General features: G+C 68.1%; 21 protein-coding genes. 6 read left to right on the top strand and 15 right to left on the bottom strand.

Features of this window, described 5'->3' with window-relative positions; genetic code table 11:
- Nucleotides 1-23: 23 nt before the first annotated feature.
- Nucleotides 24-911, bottom strand: a complete 888-nt coding sequence (locus ML539_RS12940) for a hypothetical protein (RefSeq protein ID WP_243324457.1) — start codon at nt 909-911, stop codon at nt 24-26.
- Between the two features lie 152 nt (nt 912-1063).
- Entirely contained in the window at nt 1064-1885 is an 822-nt protein-coding gene (locus ML539_RS12945) for a hypothetical protein (protein WP_243324458.1), read from the bottom strand.
- Between the two features lie 38 nt (nt 1886-1923).
- Here ML539_RS12945 and ML539_RS12950 point away from each other — a divergent pair, with 38 nt between their 5' ends.
- Complete coding sequence (locus ML539_RS12950) at nt 1924-2928, top strand: glycosyltransferase family 9 protein (RefSeq protein WP_243324459.1); 1005 nt, start codon at nt 1924-1926, stop codon at nt 2926-2928.
- Here ML539_RS12950 and ML539_RS12955 read toward each other — a convergent pair.
- Nucleotides 2915-3271, bottom strand: a complete 357-nt coding sequence (locus ML539_RS12955) for a cytochrome c3 family protein (RefSeq protein ID WP_243324460.1) — start codon at nt 3269-3271, stop codon at nt 2915-2917. The two genes, ML539_RS12950 and ML539_RS12955, sit on opposite strands and share 14 nt — an antisense overlap.
- 311 nt (nt 3272-3582) lie before the next feature.
- Here ML539_RS12955 and ML539_RS12960 point away from each other — a divergent pair, with 311 nt between their 5' ends.
- Nucleotides 3583-4581, top strand: a complete 999-nt coding sequence (locus ML539_RS12960; protein WP_243324464.1) for a substrate-binding domain-containing protein — start codon at nt 3583-3585, stop codon at nt 4579-4581.
- 175 nt (nt 4582-4756) lie between these two features.
- Here ML539_RS12960 and cysS read toward each other — a convergent pair whose 3' ends face one another.
- Nucleotides 4757-6205 (bottom strand): cysteine--tRNA ligase, encoded by a 1449-nt coding sequence (gene cysS, locus ML539_RS12965; protein WP_347710765.1) that lies wholly within the window; start codon nt 6203-6205, stop codon nt 4757-4759.
- A 50-nt stretch (nt 6206-6255) separates the two neighbouring features.
- On the opposite strand from cysS, the gene ML539_RS12970 reads away from it, so the two are divergent.
- The gene (locus ML539_RS12970; RefSeq protein ID WP_243324595.1) at nt 6256-6900 is read left to right on the top strand and encodes a GAF domain-containing protein; all 645 of its coding nucleotides are present in this window, start codon (nt 6256-6258) and stop codon (nt 6898-6900) included.
- On the opposite strand, the gene ML539_RS12975 is transcribed toward ML539_RS12970, so the two are convergent.
- Complete coding sequence (locus tag ML539_RS12975; protein ID WP_243324467.1) at nt 6888-7280, bottom strand: thioesterase family protein; 393 nt, start codon at nt 7278-7280, stop codon at nt 6888-6890. The two genes, ML539_RS12970 and ML539_RS12975, sit on opposite strands and share 13 nt — an antisense overlap.
- Before the next feature lie 110 nt (nt 7281-7390).
- Complete coding sequence (locus tag ML539_RS12980; RefSeq protein ID WP_243324469.1) at nt 7391-7738, bottom strand: hypothetical protein; 348 nt, start codon at nt 7736-7738, stop codon at nt 7391-7393.
- 168 nt (nt 7739-7906) lie between these two features.
- Here ML539_RS12980 and ML539_RS12985 point away from each other — a divergent pair, with 168 nt between their 5' ends.
- Nucleotides 7907-8314 carry a thioredoxin fold domain-containing protein gene (locus tag ML539_RS12985; protein ID WP_243324471.1) on the top strand — a complete coding sequence of 136 codons (408 nt, stop codon included), beginning with the start codon at nt 7907-7909 and terminating at the stop codon, nt 8312-8314.
- An 81-nt stretch (nt 8315-8395) separates the two neighbouring features.
- Here ML539_RS12985 and ML539_RS12990 read toward each other — a convergent pair whose 3' ends face one another.
- The 9 genes from ML539_RS12990 to ML539_RS13030 all read right to left on the bottom strand — a co-directional run bounded on the left by ML539_RS12990 (nt 8396) and on the right by ML539_RS13030 (nt 17776).
- Nucleotides 8396-9940 (bottom strand): vWA domain-containing protein, encoded by a 1545-nt coding sequence (locus ML539_RS12990; protein ID WP_243324473.1) that lies wholly within the window; start codon nt 9938-9940, stop codon nt 8396-8398.
- Nucleotides 9941-9942: 2 nt separating this feature from the next.
- Complete coding sequence (locus ML539_RS12995; RefSeq protein ID WP_243324475.1) at nt 9943-10899, bottom strand: VWA domain-containing protein; 957 nt, start codon at nt 10897-10899, stop codon at nt 9943-9945.
- Nucleotides 10896-11672: a hypothetical protein gene (locus ML539_RS13000; RefSeq protein ID WP_243324477.1), complete on the bottom strand. Its 777-nt coding sequence runs from the start codon at nt 11670-11672 to the stop codon at nt 10896-10898. The genes ML539_RS12995 and ML539_RS13000 overlap by 4 nt, the downstream gene beginning before the upstream one ends.
- Nucleotides 11673-11716: 44 nt before the next feature.
- Nucleotides 11717-12481: a DUF58 domain-containing protein gene (locus ML539_RS13005; RefSeq protein ID WP_243316841.1), complete on the bottom strand. Its 765-nt coding sequence runs from the start codon at nt 12479-12481 to the stop codon at nt 11717-11719.
- 50 nt (nt 12482-12531) lie between these two features.
- A complete protein-coding gene (locus tag ML539_RS13010) occupies nt 12532-13965 on the bottom strand; it encodes a DUF4139 domain-containing protein (protein WP_243324478.1) in 1434 nt (477 codons plus the stop codon).
- 80 nt (nt 13966-14045) lie between these two features.
- Entirely contained in the window at nt 14046-15764 is a 1719-nt protein-coding gene (locus ML539_RS13015) for a DUF4139 domain-containing protein (RefSeq protein ID WP_243324488.1), read from the bottom strand.
- Between the two features lie 145 nt (nt 15765-15909).
- The gene (locus ML539_RS13020) at nt 15910-16332 is read right to left on the bottom strand and encodes an SRPBCC family protein (RefSeq protein WP_243324490.1); all 423 of its coding nucleotides are present in this window, start codon (nt 16330-16332) and stop codon (nt 15910-15912) included.
- 77 nt (nt 16333-16409) lie between these two features.
- Nucleotides 16410-17081, bottom strand: a complete 672-nt coding sequence (locus ML539_RS13025) for a YggS family pyridoxal phosphate-dependent enzyme (RefSeq protein WP_243324499.1) — start codon at nt 17079-17081, stop codon at nt 16410-16412.
- Complete coding sequence (locus ML539_RS13030; protein ID WP_243324500.1) at nt 17078-17776, bottom strand: hypothetical protein; 699 nt, start codon at nt 17774-17776, stop codon at nt 17078-17080. The genes ML539_RS13025 and ML539_RS13030 overlap by 4 nt, the downstream gene beginning before the upstream one ends.
- A 212-nt stretch (nt 17777-17988) precedes the next feature.
- Between ML539_RS13030 and ML539_RS13035 the strand changes: the two genes are divergently transcribed.
- Together ML539_RS13035 and groL are read left to right on the top strand one after the other, a co-directional pair.
- Nucleotides 17989-18276: a co-chaperone GroES gene (locus tag ML539_RS13035; protein ID WP_243296006.1), complete on the top strand. Its 288-nt coding sequence runs from the start codon at nt 17989-17991 to the stop codon at nt 18274-18276.
- A gap of 150 nt (nt 18277-18426) precedes the next feature.
- On the top strand, nt 18427-20052 hold the full coding sequence (groL, locus tag ML539_RS13040) for a chaperonin GroEL (RefSeq protein ID WP_243324501.1): 1626 nt from the start codon (nt 18427-18429) through the stop codon (nt 20050-20052).
- Nucleotides 20053-20296 lie beyond the last annotated feature (244 nt).

The raw sequence follows: 20296 nt of genomic DNA on the forward strand, positions 1-20296 counted from the left end.
AGGGTACAAGGCCCAGGAGGGGTTCAGCCCTTCTTTCCCTTCCTGGCGGGCTTGGCGGGCTTCACGGGCGTGGCCGGGGCCTTCCCGAACAGGACGTCGAGCTGGTGCTGGACCTTCTTGCTCTCGGGATCCAAGACGGCCAGGCGGTACAGGAAGCGCGCCTTGCCGGCCTTGTCGCCCTGGGCCTCGAGGTAGGCCGGGCTGGAAACCACGGCTTCGACCCACTTGAGCTTGTCGCCCTTGCCGGCCTTGTACTCCTCCACCTGGTTGGCCTCGCCCTTGAGCTTGTCCTCCATGACCTTCACCAGGGGGTCATAGGCCTCGGTCTCGCGCTTGGTGACGTCGAGGTAGGTCTGGAAGAACTTCACCCACTTGGCGTCGTCCGCCTGCTCCTTCTCCACCCCCAAGGCGAGGTCCAGCTCCTGGCGCTCGCCGGGGTCGAGCACGCTCTTCCCCTTGAGCTCCTTGATGCGGGCGTCGTTCTCCTCAAGCACCTGCTTGGCTCGGGCGCCGGCCTGGGTGTAGTAGGTGACGGTCTGGGTGAAGGGATCCTTGATGGCCTCATAGCTCTCAGTGGCTAGGGTCTTGGCGGTCTTCGCGTATTCCAGGGCCTTCTCCCACTGGCCGGCCGCATCCGCGGTCTCCACGGCCATCCGGTAGGCCTGGCAGAGGTCCATGTAGGTCACGGCGCTCTGGACCATGGTCTGGTTGTCCTTCTTGTCGAAGGCGGGCTTGGCGGCGGGAAGCAGGCTCTCGGCCCGCTTCATGGCCTCGGGGTACTGGAGATCCGCCACCAGCTTGTCCACGACCGGGCGTTCAGCCTTCAGCCGGTCCCCGAGGGACGCGGCTGGCGCCTGGGCGATCAGGGCGGCAGGGAAGAGCAGGGCAGGAAGAAGGGCGAATGTACGCATCAGTCGTAACCCAAAGTTGAGGGGGCGTCCCCCGGGGGAAAACGTCCATTGTGGTTCCATGGTCCAGCTTTGACTAGTCCGCCTTTTATGTCGGCTTATCCCAAGGCTTCGGCCACCCGGCGAGCGGTGAGCATCGGAGACCGCAGGCGGTGTCACCTGCTGGTTTCAGACTGGCCCCGGATCTCGGCCTTGATCCTCGCCATATCCTCACGCTCGATCCTCCGCGCGGGGACACCGCCCCAGGTCTCCCCCGCCCCCACCCGACTTCCCGGCAACACCACGCTCTCGGGCAGGATGGTGGCGTCGTCGCCGATGACCACGTCGCCCATGACGCAGCACGCCAGGCCCAGGGTGGCGCGGTGCCCGACCGTCACGGGGGCGATGACCAGGTTCCCGGCGCCGCCGTAGTGGGCGCAGAGGCGCACGCTGCCGCCCAGCGCCGCGTCATCGCCGATGGTGATGAGCTGGGGATCGCTGATGTATTCCGTGTTGATGAAGGCATGGCGCCCGACCTTCATGCCCATGGCCTTGAGGAACCACACCCCGAAAGGCGTGAGCGTCACGAAGGGGAGGAAGGTATAGCGCACCAGGTAGAAGAGCCCGTTGTGGAGGAACCAGGGCACGGCGTGCAGGGTGTAGTAGCCGCCCTTGAAGGGCTTCACCCGGGTGGGCAGCAGCCAGTTGTAGAGGGGGACCACCACCAGCAGGGTCAGGCCGAAGATGAAGAAGCAGATGGCCAGGGCAATCCCTTGGGTCACCCAGGGCAGGACGCCGGGGAGCCGCTGCAGTCCCGGATGGACCTGGGCCCAGGTCCACAGGGCCGGCGCCAAGGCGAGGCCCAGCGCCGTGGAGACGAGGGCGTACATCAGCAGGACCGCCACCAGGTAGGCGCTCCTGCCGAAGCGGCGGAGCAGGCGATCCAACCCGTTCAGGGCCGGGGGATTCTTGGACTGGTCCATGGCGAAGGGCTTCATGCCACCAGCGTAACGAAAGCCGCAGGTAGCATGGGGACATGGATCTGGTCCTGCTCCGCCTCTCCGCCCTCGGCGACATCCTCCGGGTGATGCCGGCCTGGGCCAACCTCCGGGAAGCTTTCCCGGAGGCGCGCTTCCGGGCCGTCGTGGAGGACCGCCATGCGTTCCTGCTGGAACCGCTCCCCTGGCTGGAACCGGTGATCGTCTGCCGGAAGCGCCTTTCGAATCCCCTGTCAGCCCTGCCGGAACTGCGGCGCGTGGCGGGCCTGGTTCGGGATGCCGAGGCCAGCCTGGATTTCCACGGCATCCTCAAGGCGGCCCTCATCCCGAAGCTGGCGGCCATCCCTGAGCGCTGGGGCGATGGCGTCACCAAGGAGTTCGCGGGGTCGCTCCAGACCCATCCAGTCGCCTTCCACCGCCAGACCCGGTACGACCAGGCCCTGGGGTTGGCCGAGGCCTTCGGGCGGGACCGGGGCGTCCCAGGTCTGGGCCGCTTCAGACCTGTGCTCCAAGCCGGGAACCTGCCGGATCCTGGCGAGGTCTGGCCCGTCCGGACGAAACCTCGCGCCGTCCTGGTGCCCGGCGCCTCCCGCCGCGGCGCCATCAAGCGCTGGCCCCTGCGCCACTGGATCACCCTCGCCGGGATGCTGAAGGACTGGTGGGACCTGAGGTGGTCCCTGGGGCCCGAGGAGGAGGATCTCCGCGGCTGGCTGCCTGGCGAAACCGGGGTTCCGGCCCTGCCGCGCCTGGGCTTCTGGCAGCTGGCGGCGGCCCTGCGGCAGGCGGATCGGGTGGTGGCGCCGGACACGGGCCTCCTGCATCTGGCGGTCGTCCTGGGCGTGCCGGCCCTGGGCCTCTACGGCTCCAGCGATCCCGTAGTGGCCGGCCTGCCCGTGGGGTCAGGACGCGTGCTCCGCACGGGCATCAGCTGCTCCCCGTGCCGGGAACGTGCCTGCCAGCGGCGCCAGTGCCTGGAGGAGCTGGCTCCGGAGGCGGTGCGCGCCGCCCTCCTGGAATCGCCGGGAACCCTCAGCGGATATTGAACTTGAACTTGCCCTCGTGGCATTCCAGGCACTTCACCTTCGGGGCCTGGTGTTGCCGGTGGCATTCGGTGCAGGGGATCTCGCCCAGATGGGAATCGTGGGGGTTGGGCTTCACGTCCTTGGTCAAGGCTTTCATGGCGGGGTAGTCGCCGTGGCAGGTCATGCAGGAATCGGAAGCCACGGCCTTCTTGGTGGGCTTTTCCTCGTGGTGGCAGTCGAAGCAGTGGACGCCCGCCTTCGCATGGTGCTCCGGCAGCTTGTGGGCGGCTGGATCCTGGGCCCACATCGGCGCCGCCATGAGCAGGCCGCAGAGCAGGCTGGCTAGACAACGGGCAAGTGCCATGGCGATCCCTCGGGCCGGCGGGGCGGGGCCGCCAGATTCACGAGCAGTCTACCGGAGCCCGGATCCCGATCCAGGGGACAGGATCCAGGGGAGTTCCGAAGATGCAGACCTGGAGGGCGTTTTTGCCTCCGGCGTGATCCGGATCACGTTTCCATGCGGGGACCGGGGGGATTGGGGTTCGGGTGTACGATGACGACCTAAAGGGCATTTATGGCGGCATCTTTCCAGGTCATTGGCAGTTAACCGGGGAACACTCAGGGGACCGGCAGGGGGTATCCCAGTCGGAATGCCTGATTCAACAAGGGGTTCATATGAGAGGGAACCACACCTACCTCGCCGCGGGCATGGCCATGGCGCTGGGGATGTCCTGTTTCACCGGGCTCCAGGCCCAGACAGCCCAGATCCGGGCGAAGGTGCCCGCTTCGATCCCCCGCTACCAGGCCCAGGCCGCAGTGAAGGGCCCCATCGATCTGCCAGGGGCGGACGAGCTCATGGATCTCGGCGACGAGTGGTCCGCCGGTTTCCGGAAGTTCCATCCCGAAGCCAACCTGATCTACCGGTCAAAGCTCACGAAGGAGGCGGTCAAGGAATTCCAGGATGGCGCCGCCCTGCTCATTCTCGCTGACCGCGAGTTCACGCCCGAGGAGACCAAGGCCTTCCAGACGAAGTTCGGCTACATGCCCATGCGCATCCCCGTCTGCCTGGACGCGAACATCGTCTTCGTCAACAAGGCCAATCCGATCACCTCCATCACCATGGAGCAGCTGGACGCCATCTACTCCAGGACCCGCCTCGGCGGCAGCAAGGCGCCGGCCCTCACCTGGGGCGACCTTGGCGTCAAGGGCGAGTTGGCCAAGATGCCCATCGTCGCCTATGCGCGGGCCGAAGGAACGAACACGCGCACCTCGTTCGCCGCCCAGGCCATGCTCAAGGGCGAGTACCGGCCCGGCATTCAGGAACGCGGCGATTCCTCGGCGCTGGCTGAGGCGGTCATGACCGATCGGGCGGGCATCGCCTTCGGCACCATGTCCTCCTGGTACTTCGCCAACAAGGTGCTGCCGGTGACGCCCTATCACATTGAAGACGCCCGCTTCCCGAACCAGGAGGCGGTCACCACCAGCAAGTACCCCATGCCCCGGCTCTTCTACGCCTACCTGAACCGGACCCCCGGCCAGCCTCTTCCGGCTCCGGTGAACGAGGTCATCCACTTCCTCCTGACCCAGGAAGGGCAGAACGCCGTCGCTGATTCTGGCCTCCTCCCCGGTCCCCCGGAGTTCATCCAGATCGCGTTGAAGCGACTCAGCCGCTGAGGCCTTCGCGCAGAAAGACCCTCGTGCCCAGGCACGAGGGTCTTTCTGCATAGTGAATGGATTTAAGCAGAAGCCCGGCTTGGCCGGGATTCTGCGCGGGGGTCCGGGGGTGTGCGCGCAGCGCGACTTTAGATCCTCGCAACGCATGCGTTGCGAGGGGGACCTCCGGGAAACATCAGCCTCTGCGCCAGCCCACGGTGCCGTCCTTGCGGTCCTCCAGGACGATGCCCATGGCCTTGAGCTGGTCGCGCACGCGGTCGGCCTCGGGCCAATTCTTCGCGGCCTTGGCGGCGCGGCGGGCCTCGATGAGAGCTTCCACATCGGCATCCAGGCTGGCCTCCTCGTGGGGCCAGGCGGCGAAGATGGCATCGGCCTCGTCCAGGAAGGCCAGCACGGCGTCGCGTTCCTCGCGGGTGAGGGCCACGTGGTCGTCCTGGGCGTTGAGGTCGCTGATGAGGGTGAAGATGGCCGCGAGGGCCTCGGGTGTGTTCAGGTCGTCGGCCATGGCGGCCCAGAAGGCCTCGCGGGCCTGGTCCAGGCGGGTCATGGGGTCGATGGCCTCCGCCCAGGGGCCGCCGCCGGCCTGACCCTCGCCCTCCATGCGCTTGCGGAAGGCCCGGATGCGCTTGAGGGAGTTCTCGGCGGCCCGCAGGCCCTCGAAGCTGAAGTTCAGCACCTTGCGGTAGTGGTTGCTCTGGATGGCGTAGCGCAGGGCGATGGGGTCCACGCCCTTCGCAATGAGGTCGCGCAGGGTAAAGAAGTTCCCCAGGCTCTTGGACATCTTCTGGCCTTCCACCAGCAGGAACTCGCCGTGGACCCAGTGCTCCACCCAGCGGTGGCCGAGCTTGCCCTCACTCTGGGCGATCTCGTTCTCGTGGTGGGGGAAGATCAGGTCCACGCCGCCGCTGTGGATGTCCACCCGCTCGCCCAGCAGCTCCATGCCCATGGCCGAGCACTCGATGTGCCAGCCGGGACGGCCAGGGCCCCAGGGGCTGTCCCACCAGGGCTCGCCGGGCTTGGCGGCCTTCCACAGGACGAAGTCGGTGACGGAGTCTCGTTCGTATTCGTCGGCGTCCACGGAGGCGCCCGCCTGCATGCCCTCCCGGTCCAGGTGGGCCAGGCAGCCGTACTGGGGCAGGCCGGCAATGCGGTAATAGACGCTGCCTTCGCGGGCGTAGGCCAGGCCCCTGGCTTCGAGATCCTGCACCAGGCGGATCATCTGGGGGATGTAGGCCGTGGCCCGGGGCAGGAAGTCCGCCTTCCGGATGTGGAGGGTGTCCAGGTCTTCCAGGAAGATGGCCGTGAAGCGCTCGGTGAGGGCCGTCATGGCCCCGTGGCGGGTCTCGTTGGAGGCGTCCGCGGGCAGGCCGCCCTGCGAATCCCGGATGATCTTGTCCTCCACATCCGTGATGTTCATGCAGTGACGGACGTCGTGGCCAGCGGCCTGGAAGGTCCGCTTGAGCAGGTCCTGGAAGAGGAAAGTACGCAAATTTCCAATGTGTGCGTAGTTGTAGACCGTGGGACCGCAGGTGTACAACGAGAGTGACCCGGGCACCACAGGCACCACAGGTTCGATCTTTCGGGTCAGGGTGTTGAAAAGGGAGATCGGCCGCCGCATCTTCATGGCACTAGGTAACCATCTTTATCGCTTCTTCTGAAGGCTTCGTGTGCCCCATGGGTTTCTTCGGTGGAAAGACCAGGGACCTCGCGTCGGTGGGACGGGAGGAGCGGCTGCGTCAGCTTGAGGAGGAGAACCGGGCGCTCCGGAACCGCATGGCGGAGACCCAGGAGCTGGTGCGGCACCTGGACGAGGACCGGGACCTTCTTCTGGGCGCCGCGAAACGCCTCCGCCCCGGCCTCTCCCCCCGCGAACTCGGCGAGGCCCTCATGGAGGTCTCCTTCAAGCCCCTGGGCCTGGCCTGCTTCTACGTGGCCCTGGCGGACTGGGACAACGACCAGCTGCAGTTCGTGTTCTACCACGAGGGCGGGCGTCTCCGGCAGCACCCGTCCCGGCGGCTTTCGGATCGGGCGGGCCTGTCCGAGCGCGTGCTCTCCGGCAATCGGGCCATCTACATCCGGACCATGGAGGAGGGACAGGCGGCCGGAAGCCTCCTGACCGCGGCGGAGCAGGCCACAGGCCTCATCCCCCATTCGTGGTACGGCATCCCGCTGGGAACGGGCGGGCGGCCCGTGGGTCTGGTGAGCTTCCAGAGCTTTCAGACCGATGCCTTCAGCGAGAGCCGGCGGGGGGTCATGGATGCCCTGGCGGCCCTGCTGTCCAATTGCCTCTGCCTGCAGGTCGAGCTTCAGGGGCGCTGAATCAACTCCAGGAGATCATCCGGCAGCACGCGGGCCCGGTTGTCCGAGCCGGCCACCAGATGGGTGCTCTCGCCCTCGGCCAGCAATGTCCCGTCGCGTTCGATGCGGTAGCCGAACACGACGCGGCGGCGGCCGGTCTCCCGGAGGAAGGTCCGGACCTGCACCAGTTCGTCATAGCGGGCCGGTGAACGGAAGCGGACGCGGATCTCGTTGACCACCAGGCGCACGCCCCGGGCCTCCCAGTCCGCATAGCTCTGGCCCAGCTCCCGCAGGAAGTCGCTGCGGCCCAGCTCCATCCACACCGGATAGGTCGCGTGATGCACGATGCCCATGGCGTCGGTCTCGGCGTAGCGCACTCGAAGTTCGGTCAGTGATTCCATGGCGGGGCGGTCCTCGGTCTTCAGTCCTCAGTCTTCAGTGCGGGGATTCCGGCGTCCATCAAAAAGCCCCGCCGAAGCGGGGCTTGGGGTGCGTGCGGAGGGGCTCCCGGCTACTCGATGGTGACTCGGATGTGATCGCCCTTGTCCGTGGTGACTTCCAGGAGCAGGTCGCCCGGCTTGGCGTCGGACAGCAGCTTCTGGAGCTGTTCGGGCTTCATGCCCTTCTTCGTCTCGCCATTGATCTTGATTTCCCCATCACCGGCCATGTCGAGGATGCCGTTGGCCAGGCTGATGGGCATGCGCACATGCACTTCGCTGGGACCATCCGCACCCTTGTGCCTGGCATGGTGCTGGAAGGACTTGGAGATGATGTCCACCTTGAGGAACCGCGCGGTCTGCGCGGCCAGAGGAAGACTGAGGCTGGCCGCCAGGGCCAGCGGGATCATGACGGCACGCATGGGCGGCCTCCTTGGAAGGAATGGGGGTCCGGCACTCGCCGGTTCGCATGGGATTACGGGGCTCCGGGTGGGCGGATTAGCCGGATATCCTGGGAGATGGAACGGAAGCCCGGTTGGCTCCATCCAACATCCTGTGCGGTGCATCCGCCCTCTCTCCGGAGTTCCAGCATGAAAGCCCTCGCCGCCCTCCTGCTCATCGCCGCGCCCCTGGTGGCCCAGGGACCCGTGAAGTGGGAGCACGACTACCAGTCCGCCCTCAAGCGCGCCAAGGCCGAAAAGAAGGTCATCTTCATGGACCTCTGGACCGAGTGGTGCCCGCCCTGCCAGTACCTTCAGAAGAATGTCTTCCCCAGCGCCGAGGGCCAGGCCGCCCTCGCCAAGGTGGTGCCCTTCTCCGCCCTCGTGGAGAAGCGGGACCGCACCCCCCTGGCCGAGGGGAAGCAGCTGGCCGACAAGTTCCGCCTCGAAGCCTTCCCGACCATGGTGATCCTCGACGCCAACGGCAAGGAGGTCCGCCGCCAGGTGGGCGCCTTCCGCACCGGTGCCGAGTTCGCGGCCTGGCTGGGGACGAAGTAGCGATCAGCCGCCAGCTGTCAGTAAAAGCACGGCGGCCTCCGGGCCGCCGTTTCTTTAGCTGATGGCTGAGAGCTGACAGCCCTACAAATCCTTCACCCCTCCCGGGGTCTTCGGGGGCTTGGGCAGGCGCTGCTTGATGCCCTCCAGCTCGTCCTGCTGGGCACCCATGCTGGGGCGGGGTGGCGGAGGGGGCGGGGGCGTCTTCGGATTGGGGGGTGGTGGCGTGGTGTCCTTCACCAGGGTCTGCAGATCGTGGATGGCGTCCGCCTGGCCCGGATGTTCCAGCAGCAGGCGCTCCAGCAGGGCCCGGGCTTCAGCGGGGCGCCCGGCCTCAAGGTGTGCCCGGGCGGCCAGGAGCAGGGCGGGCGTCCGCCAGGGCGGCAGCGGCCGCGGGGCCCCCTGACCCACCAGGGGGGACAGGACCTTCAGGGCCTCTTCAGGAAGGCCGGTCCTCAGGTCGATCTGGGCGGCCAGGAGCACATGGGATGGCTTGGCGTCCCCCGGACGCCACTGGCGGGCGCCGGGCAGGTCTCCATTCTCCAGGGCCCGCTGGGCGAACCAGGCCTTCACGCTCGGGGGTGCCCAGGCCTTCCCGGACTGGGCGCGGAGGGGCGCGGCCAGGGCCAGCAGGAAGAGCAGGGCAGGCCGCCACCGGGCCATGGGCTTGCCGGCGAAGGCCAGCCAGAGAGCCAGTCCCGCCAGGGCCAGCCAGGCACCCACCTCGGGGTGGGCCGGCTGGAGGGAACGCCGGGCCGGCAGGGGCAGTTTGCCGGCGGCCAGGGCCTGGAGGCCCCCGGCGGCGGATTCGCCGTTCATGAACACCTGGCCCCCGGTGGCCTGGGCCAGGCGGGCCAGGAACTCCGGGTGGGCGGTGCTCGCGGCGGGTTCGGCCGCCGAGGACTGGGCTGATGGTTGGGTGGGAGGGTGGGCGGGGGACTGGCCTTCGGGCGCGGGCCTGGCGGGCACGGCGTGGGGTTGGCCGTCTCCCAGGGCCAGCACGCAGACCGGGAGCTTCGCCTTCTTCAGGGCCTCCACAGCACGGGCCAGGGCGATCTCGGGAACCTCCCAGGTCTCTTCGCCGTCGCTGAGCAGGAGGATGACGGCGGGCGCATCGCGGTCCGCCTGGGCAGCCACCTGGGACAGGCCGCGGCCCAGGCTCGTGCCGGGGGAGCCCACCTCGCCGGGCACCACGGCGCGCAGCGCCTCGCGGAGCAGGGTGCGGTCTTCCCCGGGGGGCTGGAGAGGGATGTCGTCGCCGGTGAGCAGGTCCAGGCTCCAGCGCAGGCCGGCCTGGGGCTGGGACCAGATGCGGTCGAGGGCGGCCACGGCGGCGTCCCAGCGCGAGCGGCCCCCCGCATCAGGCACGGTCATGGATCGGCTGGCGTCCAGCACCACATGCACGGTCAGCCTCGGGAACTCCGGCAGACCCCAGCGGGGCTCAGCCAGGCCGAGCCCCAGGCCCGCCAGCATCAGCGCCATGCCCAGCCCCTGCCAGAGCGGGCGCTGGCCCACCACCTGCACGCCCAGGCCCGGCCGCAGGTGGGCGCGCAGGGCGAGGACCAGGGCCACGACTGCCGCCGCGCCGAATGGCGCCAGAACCCAGGGGTGGGTGAAGGGGAGGTTCATGTTCAGGGTCCCTCCACCCAGGCGGGCCGCGGCTTGCCGCGCTTGAAGGCGAGGTCCGCGGCCAGGGGCAGCGCCAGCAGGGCCGCCGCCAGGAGGAACCAGCTCGCCAGGGGCTCGCCTTCCGTGGGCTGGTCCACGGGCAGGAGCGTCTTCTCAAGCTGGTCGACGGAGGCGAGGCTGCGGGCCAGGCCGCCCGGATCCTCGGCGCTGAAGGACTCGCCGCCGGTGAGGTGGGCCACCTGCTTCAGGGTGGCGTGGTCGACCTCCACGCGGAGGCGGGCGAAACCGCCGCCCTCCAGGGGCACCAGGCTCTCGCCGTCGTTGCCGATGGCCACGGCGTGGATGCGGATGCCGTTGCGTTGCGCCTCTTCCGCGGCCTCCACGGGGGTCACCCGGCCGCGGTTCTGCACCCCGTCCGTGATGAGGAGGATCACGCGGCTGCGGGCCGGGCTGTCCTCCAGACGGCGCACGGCAGTCATCAGCGCCGAGCCGATGGCCGTGCCGTCGTCCCGGCTGTCGAGGTCGAGGCGGGCCAGCATCCGCAGCAGCCTCGTGTGGTCCGCCGTGAGGGGGCTGAGGGTCACCGGGTGGGCGCTGAAGAGGATGAGGGCGAAGCGGTCATCCGGCCGGCGCTGGACGAACTGGGCCAGGGTGCGGCGCGCGGCGTGCCAACGATCCTCGCCGGGCCGGTCGAGGATCTTCATGCTGCTGCTGCCGTCCAGCACGACGGCGAAGTCCACCACGGGGGCCTCGCCCCGCACGGGCCGGCGCCACTCGGGGCCTGCGGCGGCCAGGCCCAGGGCCAGGGCCAGCACCGGCGGCAGCCAGTGGGAGCTGAGGCGCGCCAACGCGCTGGAGGGTCGCGACGAGGGGATGCCCCACCGGTAGACCACCCGCCAGGCCCAGACCAGCAGGGGCACGGCCACCAGGAGAAGGAGGGGCTGGCGCAGGGCGATCACGCGTCCCCCTTCTGGTCGCCGCGGGCGTCCAGGGCGGCCACCAGCGGCTCCGGGGCCGGGAAGGGCGGCTCGGTCCGGCCGAAGCGGGCCGCATCCAGGCTCCTGGTCCACTGGTCCCAGGGGCCCAGGTTGCGGGCCTGGAATTCCGCAGGACCCCAGGCGCGGGCGGCATCCCCGAAGCGGGCGGCCAGCAAGTCGCGGCCCAGGGCATGGGCGGCGTCGAGGGCAGTGCGATCCCGCCGGGCCGGGGGCCAGTGCCGGCGGAAGACCTGGGTCGCGTGGTGCAGGTGGCGCTTGGCTGAGCCCTTCCGCCAGCGGCGGATGATCCAGAAGGCCAGCGCGAGGGGGGGCAGCAGCAGGAGGCTGGCCCAGGCCCAGGGGAAGGGGATGGCGGGCAGGAGATCCTCGTTCCCGCCGCCGAAGCCCACCCAGGGTCCGCCGTAAGGGATGGTTCGGGGCACCTCCAGCCGCAGCTCCGGAGCCCGCTGGCCATTGCCCAGGTCCAGGGCGGGGATCACCGCCTGCCCCGGCTCCAGGGCCTGCACCTGGAAGCGCCAGCCCCGCCCATCGGGCAGGGGTTCCATGGAACGCAGGCGCAGGGGCCCCAGGCGATCCTCCACCGTGGGCCGCGGCGGCGCCGGCGCGGCGGGGTCCTCCTCCCGCAGCTCCAGCACCTGGAGTTCGCCCAGCTTCAGCGGGCCCGACGCCTTCCAGGTGGGCGAGGCGGAAGCCGTCAGGCTCGCCGCCATCAGGATGGCGCTCGGAATTCGCAAGCGAATTCCGAGCAGGGACGAGCGATCGGAGGAACCACCCACGCCTAGGCCCCCCCCGCCCGAAGCCAGGCATTCAGCTTCACGATGGGGTCCTCCAGGAGGTCCCAGCGCTGCCGCTCGATGGCGGGGGAGAAGCCCGGGTCGGGCCAGGTCGGGGCCTTGGGCCCCTCAGGTGTCTCCGGCTGGAACCAGACCAGCCGGTGCCGCGTGGCCAGGGGCTTCAGGAGGGGCGCCAGGCCCTGCAAACCCGCGCCGTTGCTGAAGAGCCAAAGGCGGTGCCCCTTGCCATGCTCGCCCCAGTGGCCCAGGGCCTCGCGCCAGGCGGCCTCCGTGGGAATGGAGGGGCCGCGCTCGGCCAGGGTCTCCAGGATGCGCAGGCCGTGGATGCGACCCCGCTTGGGCGCGATCCGCAGCGCGGGGGTGCGTCCGTCGCCGGGGACGATGAGGCCCAAGCGGTCGCCGGTGGCCTGGAGGGTGGCGAAGGCGGCGCCGCATAGCTCCAGGGCCCAGCGCAGCGGCGAGACCGGATCGCCCAGGAACATGGAGGGCGAGGGGTCCACCACCAGCCACAGCACCAAGTCGCGGCTGCTCTCGAAGCGCTTCATGATCGGTTCGCCCGTGCGAGCGGTCAGGGGCCAGTTGATGAAACGGGGATCATCGCCCGGCACGTAGGGCCGGTTCTCCACGAAGGTGAGCCCCGCGCCCTTGAGCTTCGATGGATGCAGGCCCTCGGTGCCGCCGCCCAGCCGCCCGCGGAGGCGCAGGGGCAGGCGTCGCAGACGGGCGAGGAAGCGGGCGGGGAGGGGCATGGCAGTTCAGTATGGCGCAGGTCCGCACTGCCCACATGCCCCTCTTCGCCCTACCACCTCACCCGCACGCGGTAGGTCAGCGTGGCTTTGCCTTCGGCCGGGACGGCCACCTGGAACTTTCCGGTGCCGGCGGCGGCCTTGGTGCAGGGGTGGCTGCTCTGGAGCACCTCCCAGTCGCCGGGCATGGGCTCCAGCACGGTGACCGTGACGGGCTCCTTCTTGGCGTTCTTCAGCTCGATCTCGAAGGCGGACTCGTGCACGAAGCCGTACTTTCCCTGCTTGCCGAGGCTCTTGTAGTCGGTCTGCTTCCGCCGGGCCGTAATGTCGAAGGCCTCGCCCAGCTTGAGTCGCACCACCTCGTTCTTCGGGGTGTGGTCGATGCTGTCCTCGCCCACGAACTGGGCGCGGCCCTCGCCGTCCCGCTTGTAGACGCGGATGATGCCCTTGGGCAGCGGCATGCCCAGGCGGCTGGCCTCCTTGTTGTCGAACTCGACGAACACGCCCACCTTCTGCTTGTCGCCCAGGTCGCCGTAGCTGCCGGAGTAGTAGTAGGCCTGGCCCTGGAGCAGGTACTCCTTCCGCACCGGCACCGCGCTGGCGCTGAGGAGCGCCACCTGTTTGGTTTGGTTCACCGCCAGGGTGGTGGGGCGGTCCAGGGTGTAGAGGTGGTATTCGAAGAGGCTCTCCTCGGCCATCTTGGGAGCGGGTGGGGGAGGCGGGGCCATCATGGCCCTGGCTGCGTACTCCGGCACGGCAGCACGCTCCCTGACCCGGTTCACATCCCCCGCCACCAGCTGCAAAGTGGCATTGGGGTAGGCCGCGCCGCTCTGGTTGGTGAGGGTCACCCAGCCGCTGAGGTCGAGGGTCTTCTCATCGGCGGCGAGGTTGGCCACATAGTCCGCCCGCCAGGAGAGGCCGCCCGTGAGGTAGCTCAGCTCCAGCTTCTGCTCGCGGTCGGCGCCGCTGTTGAGGCTGATCACCAAGGTGGGCCGGGCCCTCAGGTTACCGGGCACCTTCGGGAAGATGAGGCGGCCCGGGATGCTCGTCTCGATGCGGTCGGCGAACTGGAGCACCGTGCCGTTGTTGGTGGCCAGCACCGTGGCCTCCTCGCGCACCTCCTTCGCCCCCGCGCCGGATTCGTTGGGCACGCTGCGCACCACCGTCACCTTCTCGCCCACGTATTTCTCCAGCAGCTTCTGGGGCGTGAGCAGGTCGAAGTCGAAGTTCTGCTCCGCCACCCAGAAGTCCTTCGGGTACGTCAGGTTCCGCAGCAGGGCCGTCTCGGGCCGGATCTGGGCCGACACCTCCTGGAAGGCCAGCCGGGACTCGCCCTTCGGCAGCCGCACCTCCCGCGTGTCCTTCACCAGGGCCAGGTTGTCGTTGTAGATCGTGACCGCCAGGGCCTTCTGGTCTTTCAGCGTGGTGACGGACTCCTGGGCGACCAGGAGCGAGGGCAGGGCGGCGAGCAGCAGGGCGGGGCGCATGGAACCTCCAAAGAAGGGGTGCCGGGCCGTGGGCCCGATACCTGGTCATGTCGTGACGGGGAACATCCTTTCAGAAAACCTCATTCGGAACTCTCGGGCACTGATTCAGGTGGCGTCAGGGCTGTGTAGCGCAGAATGGCCTCTCCATGGGCTGGGAGGGGAACCTCGAAATCCCAGGCGTTTTCGCCGGAGCGATGGCCGGGGTGGGTTTTTCGAAGCACTTCACCTCCTGCCTGCACCGGCTCCCGCACCGTCACCGATGCTGTTTCCGGCCGGTCATTGGCGATGCGGACCTCCACTGTGTACGCCCAGCGGCGCTGAGGGCGGAGCCTTTCCTGGCCATCGCTGAGGGGGTCCGCGGGGCGGACTTCCGCCGCCAGTCCCTTTCGTTCCACGCGGAAGCCCCGAGCCGGGCCGAGCATTAGTTCCACCTCCTCGCCGGGGGGTGTCTGAGGGAAGGTGGAGCCGGAGTCCCCCTCTCCCGGAAGCAACACCAAGGCGCCGAAGGGGTCCTGGTAGCGGAGGGTGAGCGACCCCAGCGGGAGGGCGCGGCCGAGGCGCGAGGCCCGGGTGTTCTTGAAGGTCGCCAGCCTCTGGACCTTCGGGTGATGGCGGAGGCGCCATTGCCCACTGGGCCACTCGCGCTCGAAGAGATCCGACTGGCTGCGCGTGGTCTCCCCATCGGGCGAGGCGAGGCGTCCGGCCAAGGGCACGGGGCTGAATCCCGGGTGGGCCGGTTCGGCCTGGAACAGCGGCCCGACCAGGAGTGCTGAGGGTGACCCGGTGTAATCCTCATAGGGCTGCTGGATCAGGAAGCGGGAGGCCAGGGGAATCCGCTTCGCGGAGAAGAGGTGGAGCTGCTTCGAGGAATGGGCACCCAGTGTCACCGGCCGATCAAAGGTGAACAGAGGAAATTCGGAGAGCTTTTCCTCCTTGAAAACGGGTGGTCCTGCGATGGCCGAGGCGACCACTTCAACCGTGGTGGCGTCCACGGAGAAGGCCTTCCGTTCGGGGGGATCCCAGATCGTGTTCGGCTCGCCGGCCACCAGTTGCAAGGTGGTGTTGGGAAGTAATTCCGCTCCGGGGTTGTTCACGGTGGCGAACGCCTCCAGGTCGAGGTGCTTCCCATCTGAGGCCAACCTTGCCACGTAGGCAGCGGTCCAGCTGAGGTGCGTGGCGGTGTAGAGCAGCGTGAGGTCGCGGGTCCCGTCTACGTCGATTTCCAGGCCCTGCACCAGGGTGGGAGAGGATCGGAGCTCGGGCGGGATACCTTTGAAGGCAAGTTCGGCGGGTAGGGCCGCTCTGGTGCCATCGGCACTCTGGACGACCACCCCCGGATCTGGAGGCTGGACGAAGGCCTGGGGGAGGCGCGCGATGCGTTCGAGGGGTTTGGCCCCTGCTCGGAAGGGCGGGTGTTGCAGGGGCAGCGATATCTGGATGCCTGACAGGTCGGGCTTGCCATCCTCACCCTTGATCCTCACAGGCAGGCCGAGGCTGGCATCCAGCAGGGAGGCCGGGGAGAGCAGGTTGAACTCGAAGTTCCGCTCGCGCACCTGGAGACCGTGGCCAGGGTCAAGCAGGACGGCGCTCTTGGGGCGCAGGGAGGGCAGCAGGTCCGCGAAGGCGAGGCGGCTGGGGCCTTTGGGCAGATGTACCCGGCGCGTATCGCGCACGGCGGCGAGGTCGTTCTGGTAGATGGTGACGCTCAGAGCCATGCGGTCCTTGGCGGTCGTGCGCACCTCCGGCACCTGAGCCGCAAGGGCCAGGGAGGCGCCGAAGAGGACCAGAAGGTTTCGCATGGGGGCCTGGCCAGGATGCCTGAATCATCCCGGGTCAGCCAAGCCATGACGGCACGGTGGGCCAGGAGAAGGCTCGGAAGTCCTTATTCTTGACTCCGCTCTCCTCCGTCCCTCCGCCTCCTCCGCTTATTCGATTCCTTTTATTTCAGATCTGCCCGGCCCCAGCCAGTTCCTGGATACGCGCCAGGCCGCTGTCGAGCTGGCCCTGGAGCAGCTTCTCGGCACCCATCATGGCCATCATCATGGGGATGTCGGCCTCGTCCACCAGGCGCAGGGTGCAGCCGCCATCGGCGGGGGCGATCTCGAAGCGCAGCTCGTGGTCGAACATCTTCTTCGCGCCGGGCACCAGCACCACCCGCTGGCCGGGGACGCGCTCCTTCACCACCAGCTCCTGGGGCATCTTCATGCCCATGACCTCGATGACGTAGCTGTGCCGGTCCAGTTCACCCTGGAAGTTCATGGCGGCCGGCTCCAGGAAGGCGCGGTGCTTCGAGAGGTCCGAGAGGAAGGCGTACAGCACGTCGGCGGAGACGGGCAGCGAGGCCGTGGCGGTCTTGATCGTGGTCATGGAAGCTCCAGGGCTGAAAGAGCCATCGAACCACGAAGCCGATGGGACTGCGAGGCCCTACCCCCGGACAGGATGGCTCAGCGGGCGTACACTCGCTCGCCGAAGAAGGCGGTGCCGATGCGGATCTGGTCCGATCCCGCGGCGATGGCGGCCTCCAGGTCGGCGCTCATGCCCATGCTGAGGCGCAAGGGGCGCCCCAGGTCCTGCTGCAGCCGCTCGCGCAGGCCGGCCAGCTGGACGAAGGCGGCTTCGTCCTCGGGCGGGGGGATGGCCATGAGGCCCCGCAGGGGCAGGCGGGGGTCGTCGCCCAGGGCCTGGATCAAGGCGGGCAGGTCCGCCTCGGCGCAGCCGCCCAGCTTGGTGGCCTCGTTCCAGAGATCCACCTGGATCCAGACCGGGCGCACCACCTGGAGTTCCTCCGCGAGGTGGCGCAGGCGCTCCGCCAGCTCGGGGCGGTCCAGGCTCTGGATCTCGGCGAAGTGCTGGAGGGCGGGCTTGGCCTTGTTGCGCTGGAGCGGGCCGAGGAGGACGAAGGCCAGGTTGGGCAGGGCCGCGGCCTTGTCGGCGCCTTCCTGCACATAGTTCTCGCCGAAGCGCGTGAAACCCAAGGCCGTCGCCTCCTGGATCAGCGCAAGGGATTGCTTCTTTGAAACAGGCAGCAGTTCAAGGCTGCCTGGGTCGCGGCCAGAGGCCTCGCAGGCGCGGGCGATGCGGTCCCGCAGGGCCCCGACGCGGTCCGCCAGGCTCACGGCAGGAAGAGGATCCGCTGGCAGGACTCGCAGGCCACGGGACCCTTGGCCTCCTTCAGCTGGAAGAGGAAGGGGCCGCGCAGCTTGACATGGCATCCGGTGCAGGCGCCGTTCTCCACGGGCACGACCACCCGCCCCTGGCGGGCGCCGGCGAGCCGATGGAAGCGGGCGACCTCGGTGGTCGAGAGCTTCGCTTCCAGTTGCGCCTGCTTGGTCTGGAGCTGCTTGCGCCCCTCAACCTGGTTGGCATGCTCGTCCAGGAAAACCGAATGGAGCTCGTCGAACTTCACCTTGAGGGTGGCCCGTTCGGCTTCCAGGGTCTCCAGGGCCTGTTCCAGGGCCTTCGCTTCAGTCTCCAGGGCCTTCAGGGGCTTGGCGATGGAGGACTTCAGCCGCTCCTTCTCGTCCAGCTCGCGGATGGCCGCCGCGTACTGCACCTTCTGGCTGGTGGTCTTCACGGCGGCGCGGGCCCGCTCCTCTTCCTTCTGGGCCTGGGCCAGCTCCTTGGTCTTCACCTGGATGTGGACCCGGGCCGACTCCAGGGCCTTGGTCTTTTCTGCCGTCTGCTTCTCGATGGCTTTGAGCCGGGTGTCCATGACCGCCAGATCCGGAGGCAGGGCCGACAGGTCGCGCTCAATGGTCCGAAGGTAGTCCAGGGTGGCTTGCAGGTCGCGCAGGATGGCGAGGTGTTCCATGGAATTGAGGCTACACCCTGCGGGGGCTCCTGGTCCGCATTTGGGTATCTGACATTTGGCGGAAGAAAATATGAATTGCGCGCACTAAGATTTATGGCCACTCAGGAAGATCCCGCTTGACCGGGTCGGGGGCCGATGACAGACTTGGCACTCGCTGTGGCCGAGTGCTAACAGTCCCATTCGTTTCTTTCTCTTCTTTCCAAGGAGGTCCCATGGCCATCAAGCCCCTCTCCGACCGCGTCGTGCTGAAGCGCGTCGATCCCGCCGAAGTCGTCAAGGGCGGCATCATCATCCCGGACACCGCCAAGGAGAAGCCCATGGAGGCCGAGGTCGTGGCCGTGGGCGAAGGCAAGATCAACGAGAACGGCACTCGCAACCCCATGTCCGTGAAGGCCGGCCAGAAGGTGCTGATCGGCAAGTACAGCGGCACGGAAGTGAAGATCGACGGTGTCGACCACGTGATCGTGCGCGAGGACGAGATCCTGGCGATCGTGGGCTGAGGCCAGTCCTCGGTCCTCAGCCTTCAGTCCTCAGGTTGGCGCCGACCCATTCGATCTGCCTCGCCCGAACTGAGGACTCAGGACTGAAGCCTGAAGCCCCTCCATCGAAGCAGCTTCCCCCAACTCACCCGAAACCAACTGGAGATTGAAATGGCCAAGTCCATCATCTATGCCGAAGATGCCCGCCAGGCGATCCTGCGCGGCGTGAACAAGCTCGCCGACGCGGTGCAGGTCACCCTCGGCCCCAAGGGCCGCAACGTCCTCATCGAGAAGAAGTTCGGCTCCCCCCTCATGACCAAGGACGGCGTCACCGTCGCCAAGGAAGTGGAGCTGAAGGACAAGCACGAGAACATGGGCGCCCAGCTGGTGCGCGAGGTCGCCTCCAAGACCTCCGACATCGCCGGTGACGGCACCACCACCGCCACGGTGCTGGCCCGCGCCATCTACCGCGAGGGCATCAAGGCCGTCGTGAGCGGCGCCAACACCATGGAGATCAAGAAGGGCATCGACCTGGCCGTCGACACCGTCGTGAAGGCCATCGACGAGATCAAGAAGCCCGTCGAGGGCAACGCCATCGCCCAGGTGGGCACCATCTCCGCTAACGGCGACGAGGAGATCGGCAAGATCATCGCGGAAGCCATGGCCAAGGTGGGCAAGGACGGCGTCATCACGGTGGAAGAAGCCAAGGGCCGCGACACCGAGCTGAACGTGGTCGAGGGCATGCAGTTCGACCGCGGCTACCTCAGCCCCTACTTCGTGACCAACCCCGACCAGATGAAGGTGGAGCTCGAGAACCCCTACATCCTGGCCTACGAAAAGAAGATCTCGAACATGCGCGACCTCCTGCCCCTGCTGGAGCAGGTCGTCAACAGCCGCCGCCCCCTGCTGCTCATCGCCGAGGACGTGGACGGCGAGGCGCTGGCCACCCTCGTGGTGAACAAGATCCGCGGCACCCTGAACGTGGCCGCCGTGAAGGCCCCCGGCTTCGGCGACCGCCGCAAGGCCATGCTCGAGGACATCGCCATCCTGACCGGCGGCAAGGCCATCAGCGAGGACCTGGGCCTCAAGCTCGAGAACCTCACGCTGGCTGATCTCGGCAGCGCCAAGAAGATCGTCATCGACAAGGAGAACACCACCATCGTCGAGGGCGCCGGCGCCACCGAGGCCATCCAGGGCCGCGTGAAGCAGATCCGCGCCCAGGTCGAGGTCTCCACCAGCGACTACGACAAGGAGAAGCTGCAGGAGCGTCTGGCCAAGCTCGTGGGCGGCGTCGCCGTCATCAAGGTGGGCGCGGCCTCCGAGACCGAGATGAAGGAGAAGAAGGCCCGCGTGGAAGACGCCATGCACGCCACCAAGGCCGCCGTCGAGGACGGCATCGTGGCCGGCGGCGGCGTCGCGCTGCTCCGCAGCCTGCCCAAGCTCGCCGAGCTGAAGGCTGTCGGCGACCAGGCCACGGGCGTCGAAATCGTCCGGAAGTCCCTGGAGGAGCCCCTCCGCCAGATCGCCAACAATGCCGGCGTCGAAGGCTCCGTGGTGGTCAACACCGTGCGCGAGGCCAAGGGCAACCACGGCTACAACGCCGCCACCAACGAGTACGGCGACATGGTGAAGTTCGGCGTCGTCGATCCGGCCAAGGTGACGAAGTCCGCCCTGCGCAATGCCGCCTCCGTGGCCGCCATGATGCTGACCACCGAAGCCATCATCACTGAGCTCCCTGAGCCCAAGGCTCCCGCCCCCGCGGGCCCCGGCATGGGCGGTATGGAAGACATGTATTGATCAGCCGCGATCTGCGGTTCGTGGAAAGGCCCCGCGGTTGCGGGGCCTTTTTTTGGAGCGCATGGGAGAGGGGGTGTTTGGGGGAATGCTCTGACGGTCGTGATTCGCTCCCTGTGGGGCCCCGCTTCGCAGGCTCCACTGGAGCCTGCTTCGCGACCCACATGGTCGCGGTATGGAAGGCATGTGTTGATCAGAAGCAACTGGCAGCCATCAGCTTTCAGCTGTCAGGGAAACGCCCCGCGTG

The organism is Geothrix sp. SG200, from assembly GCF_022808935.1.
Classification (GTDB): Bacteria; Acidobacteriota; Holophagae; order Holophagales; family Holophagaceae; genus Geothrix; species Geothrix alkalitolerans.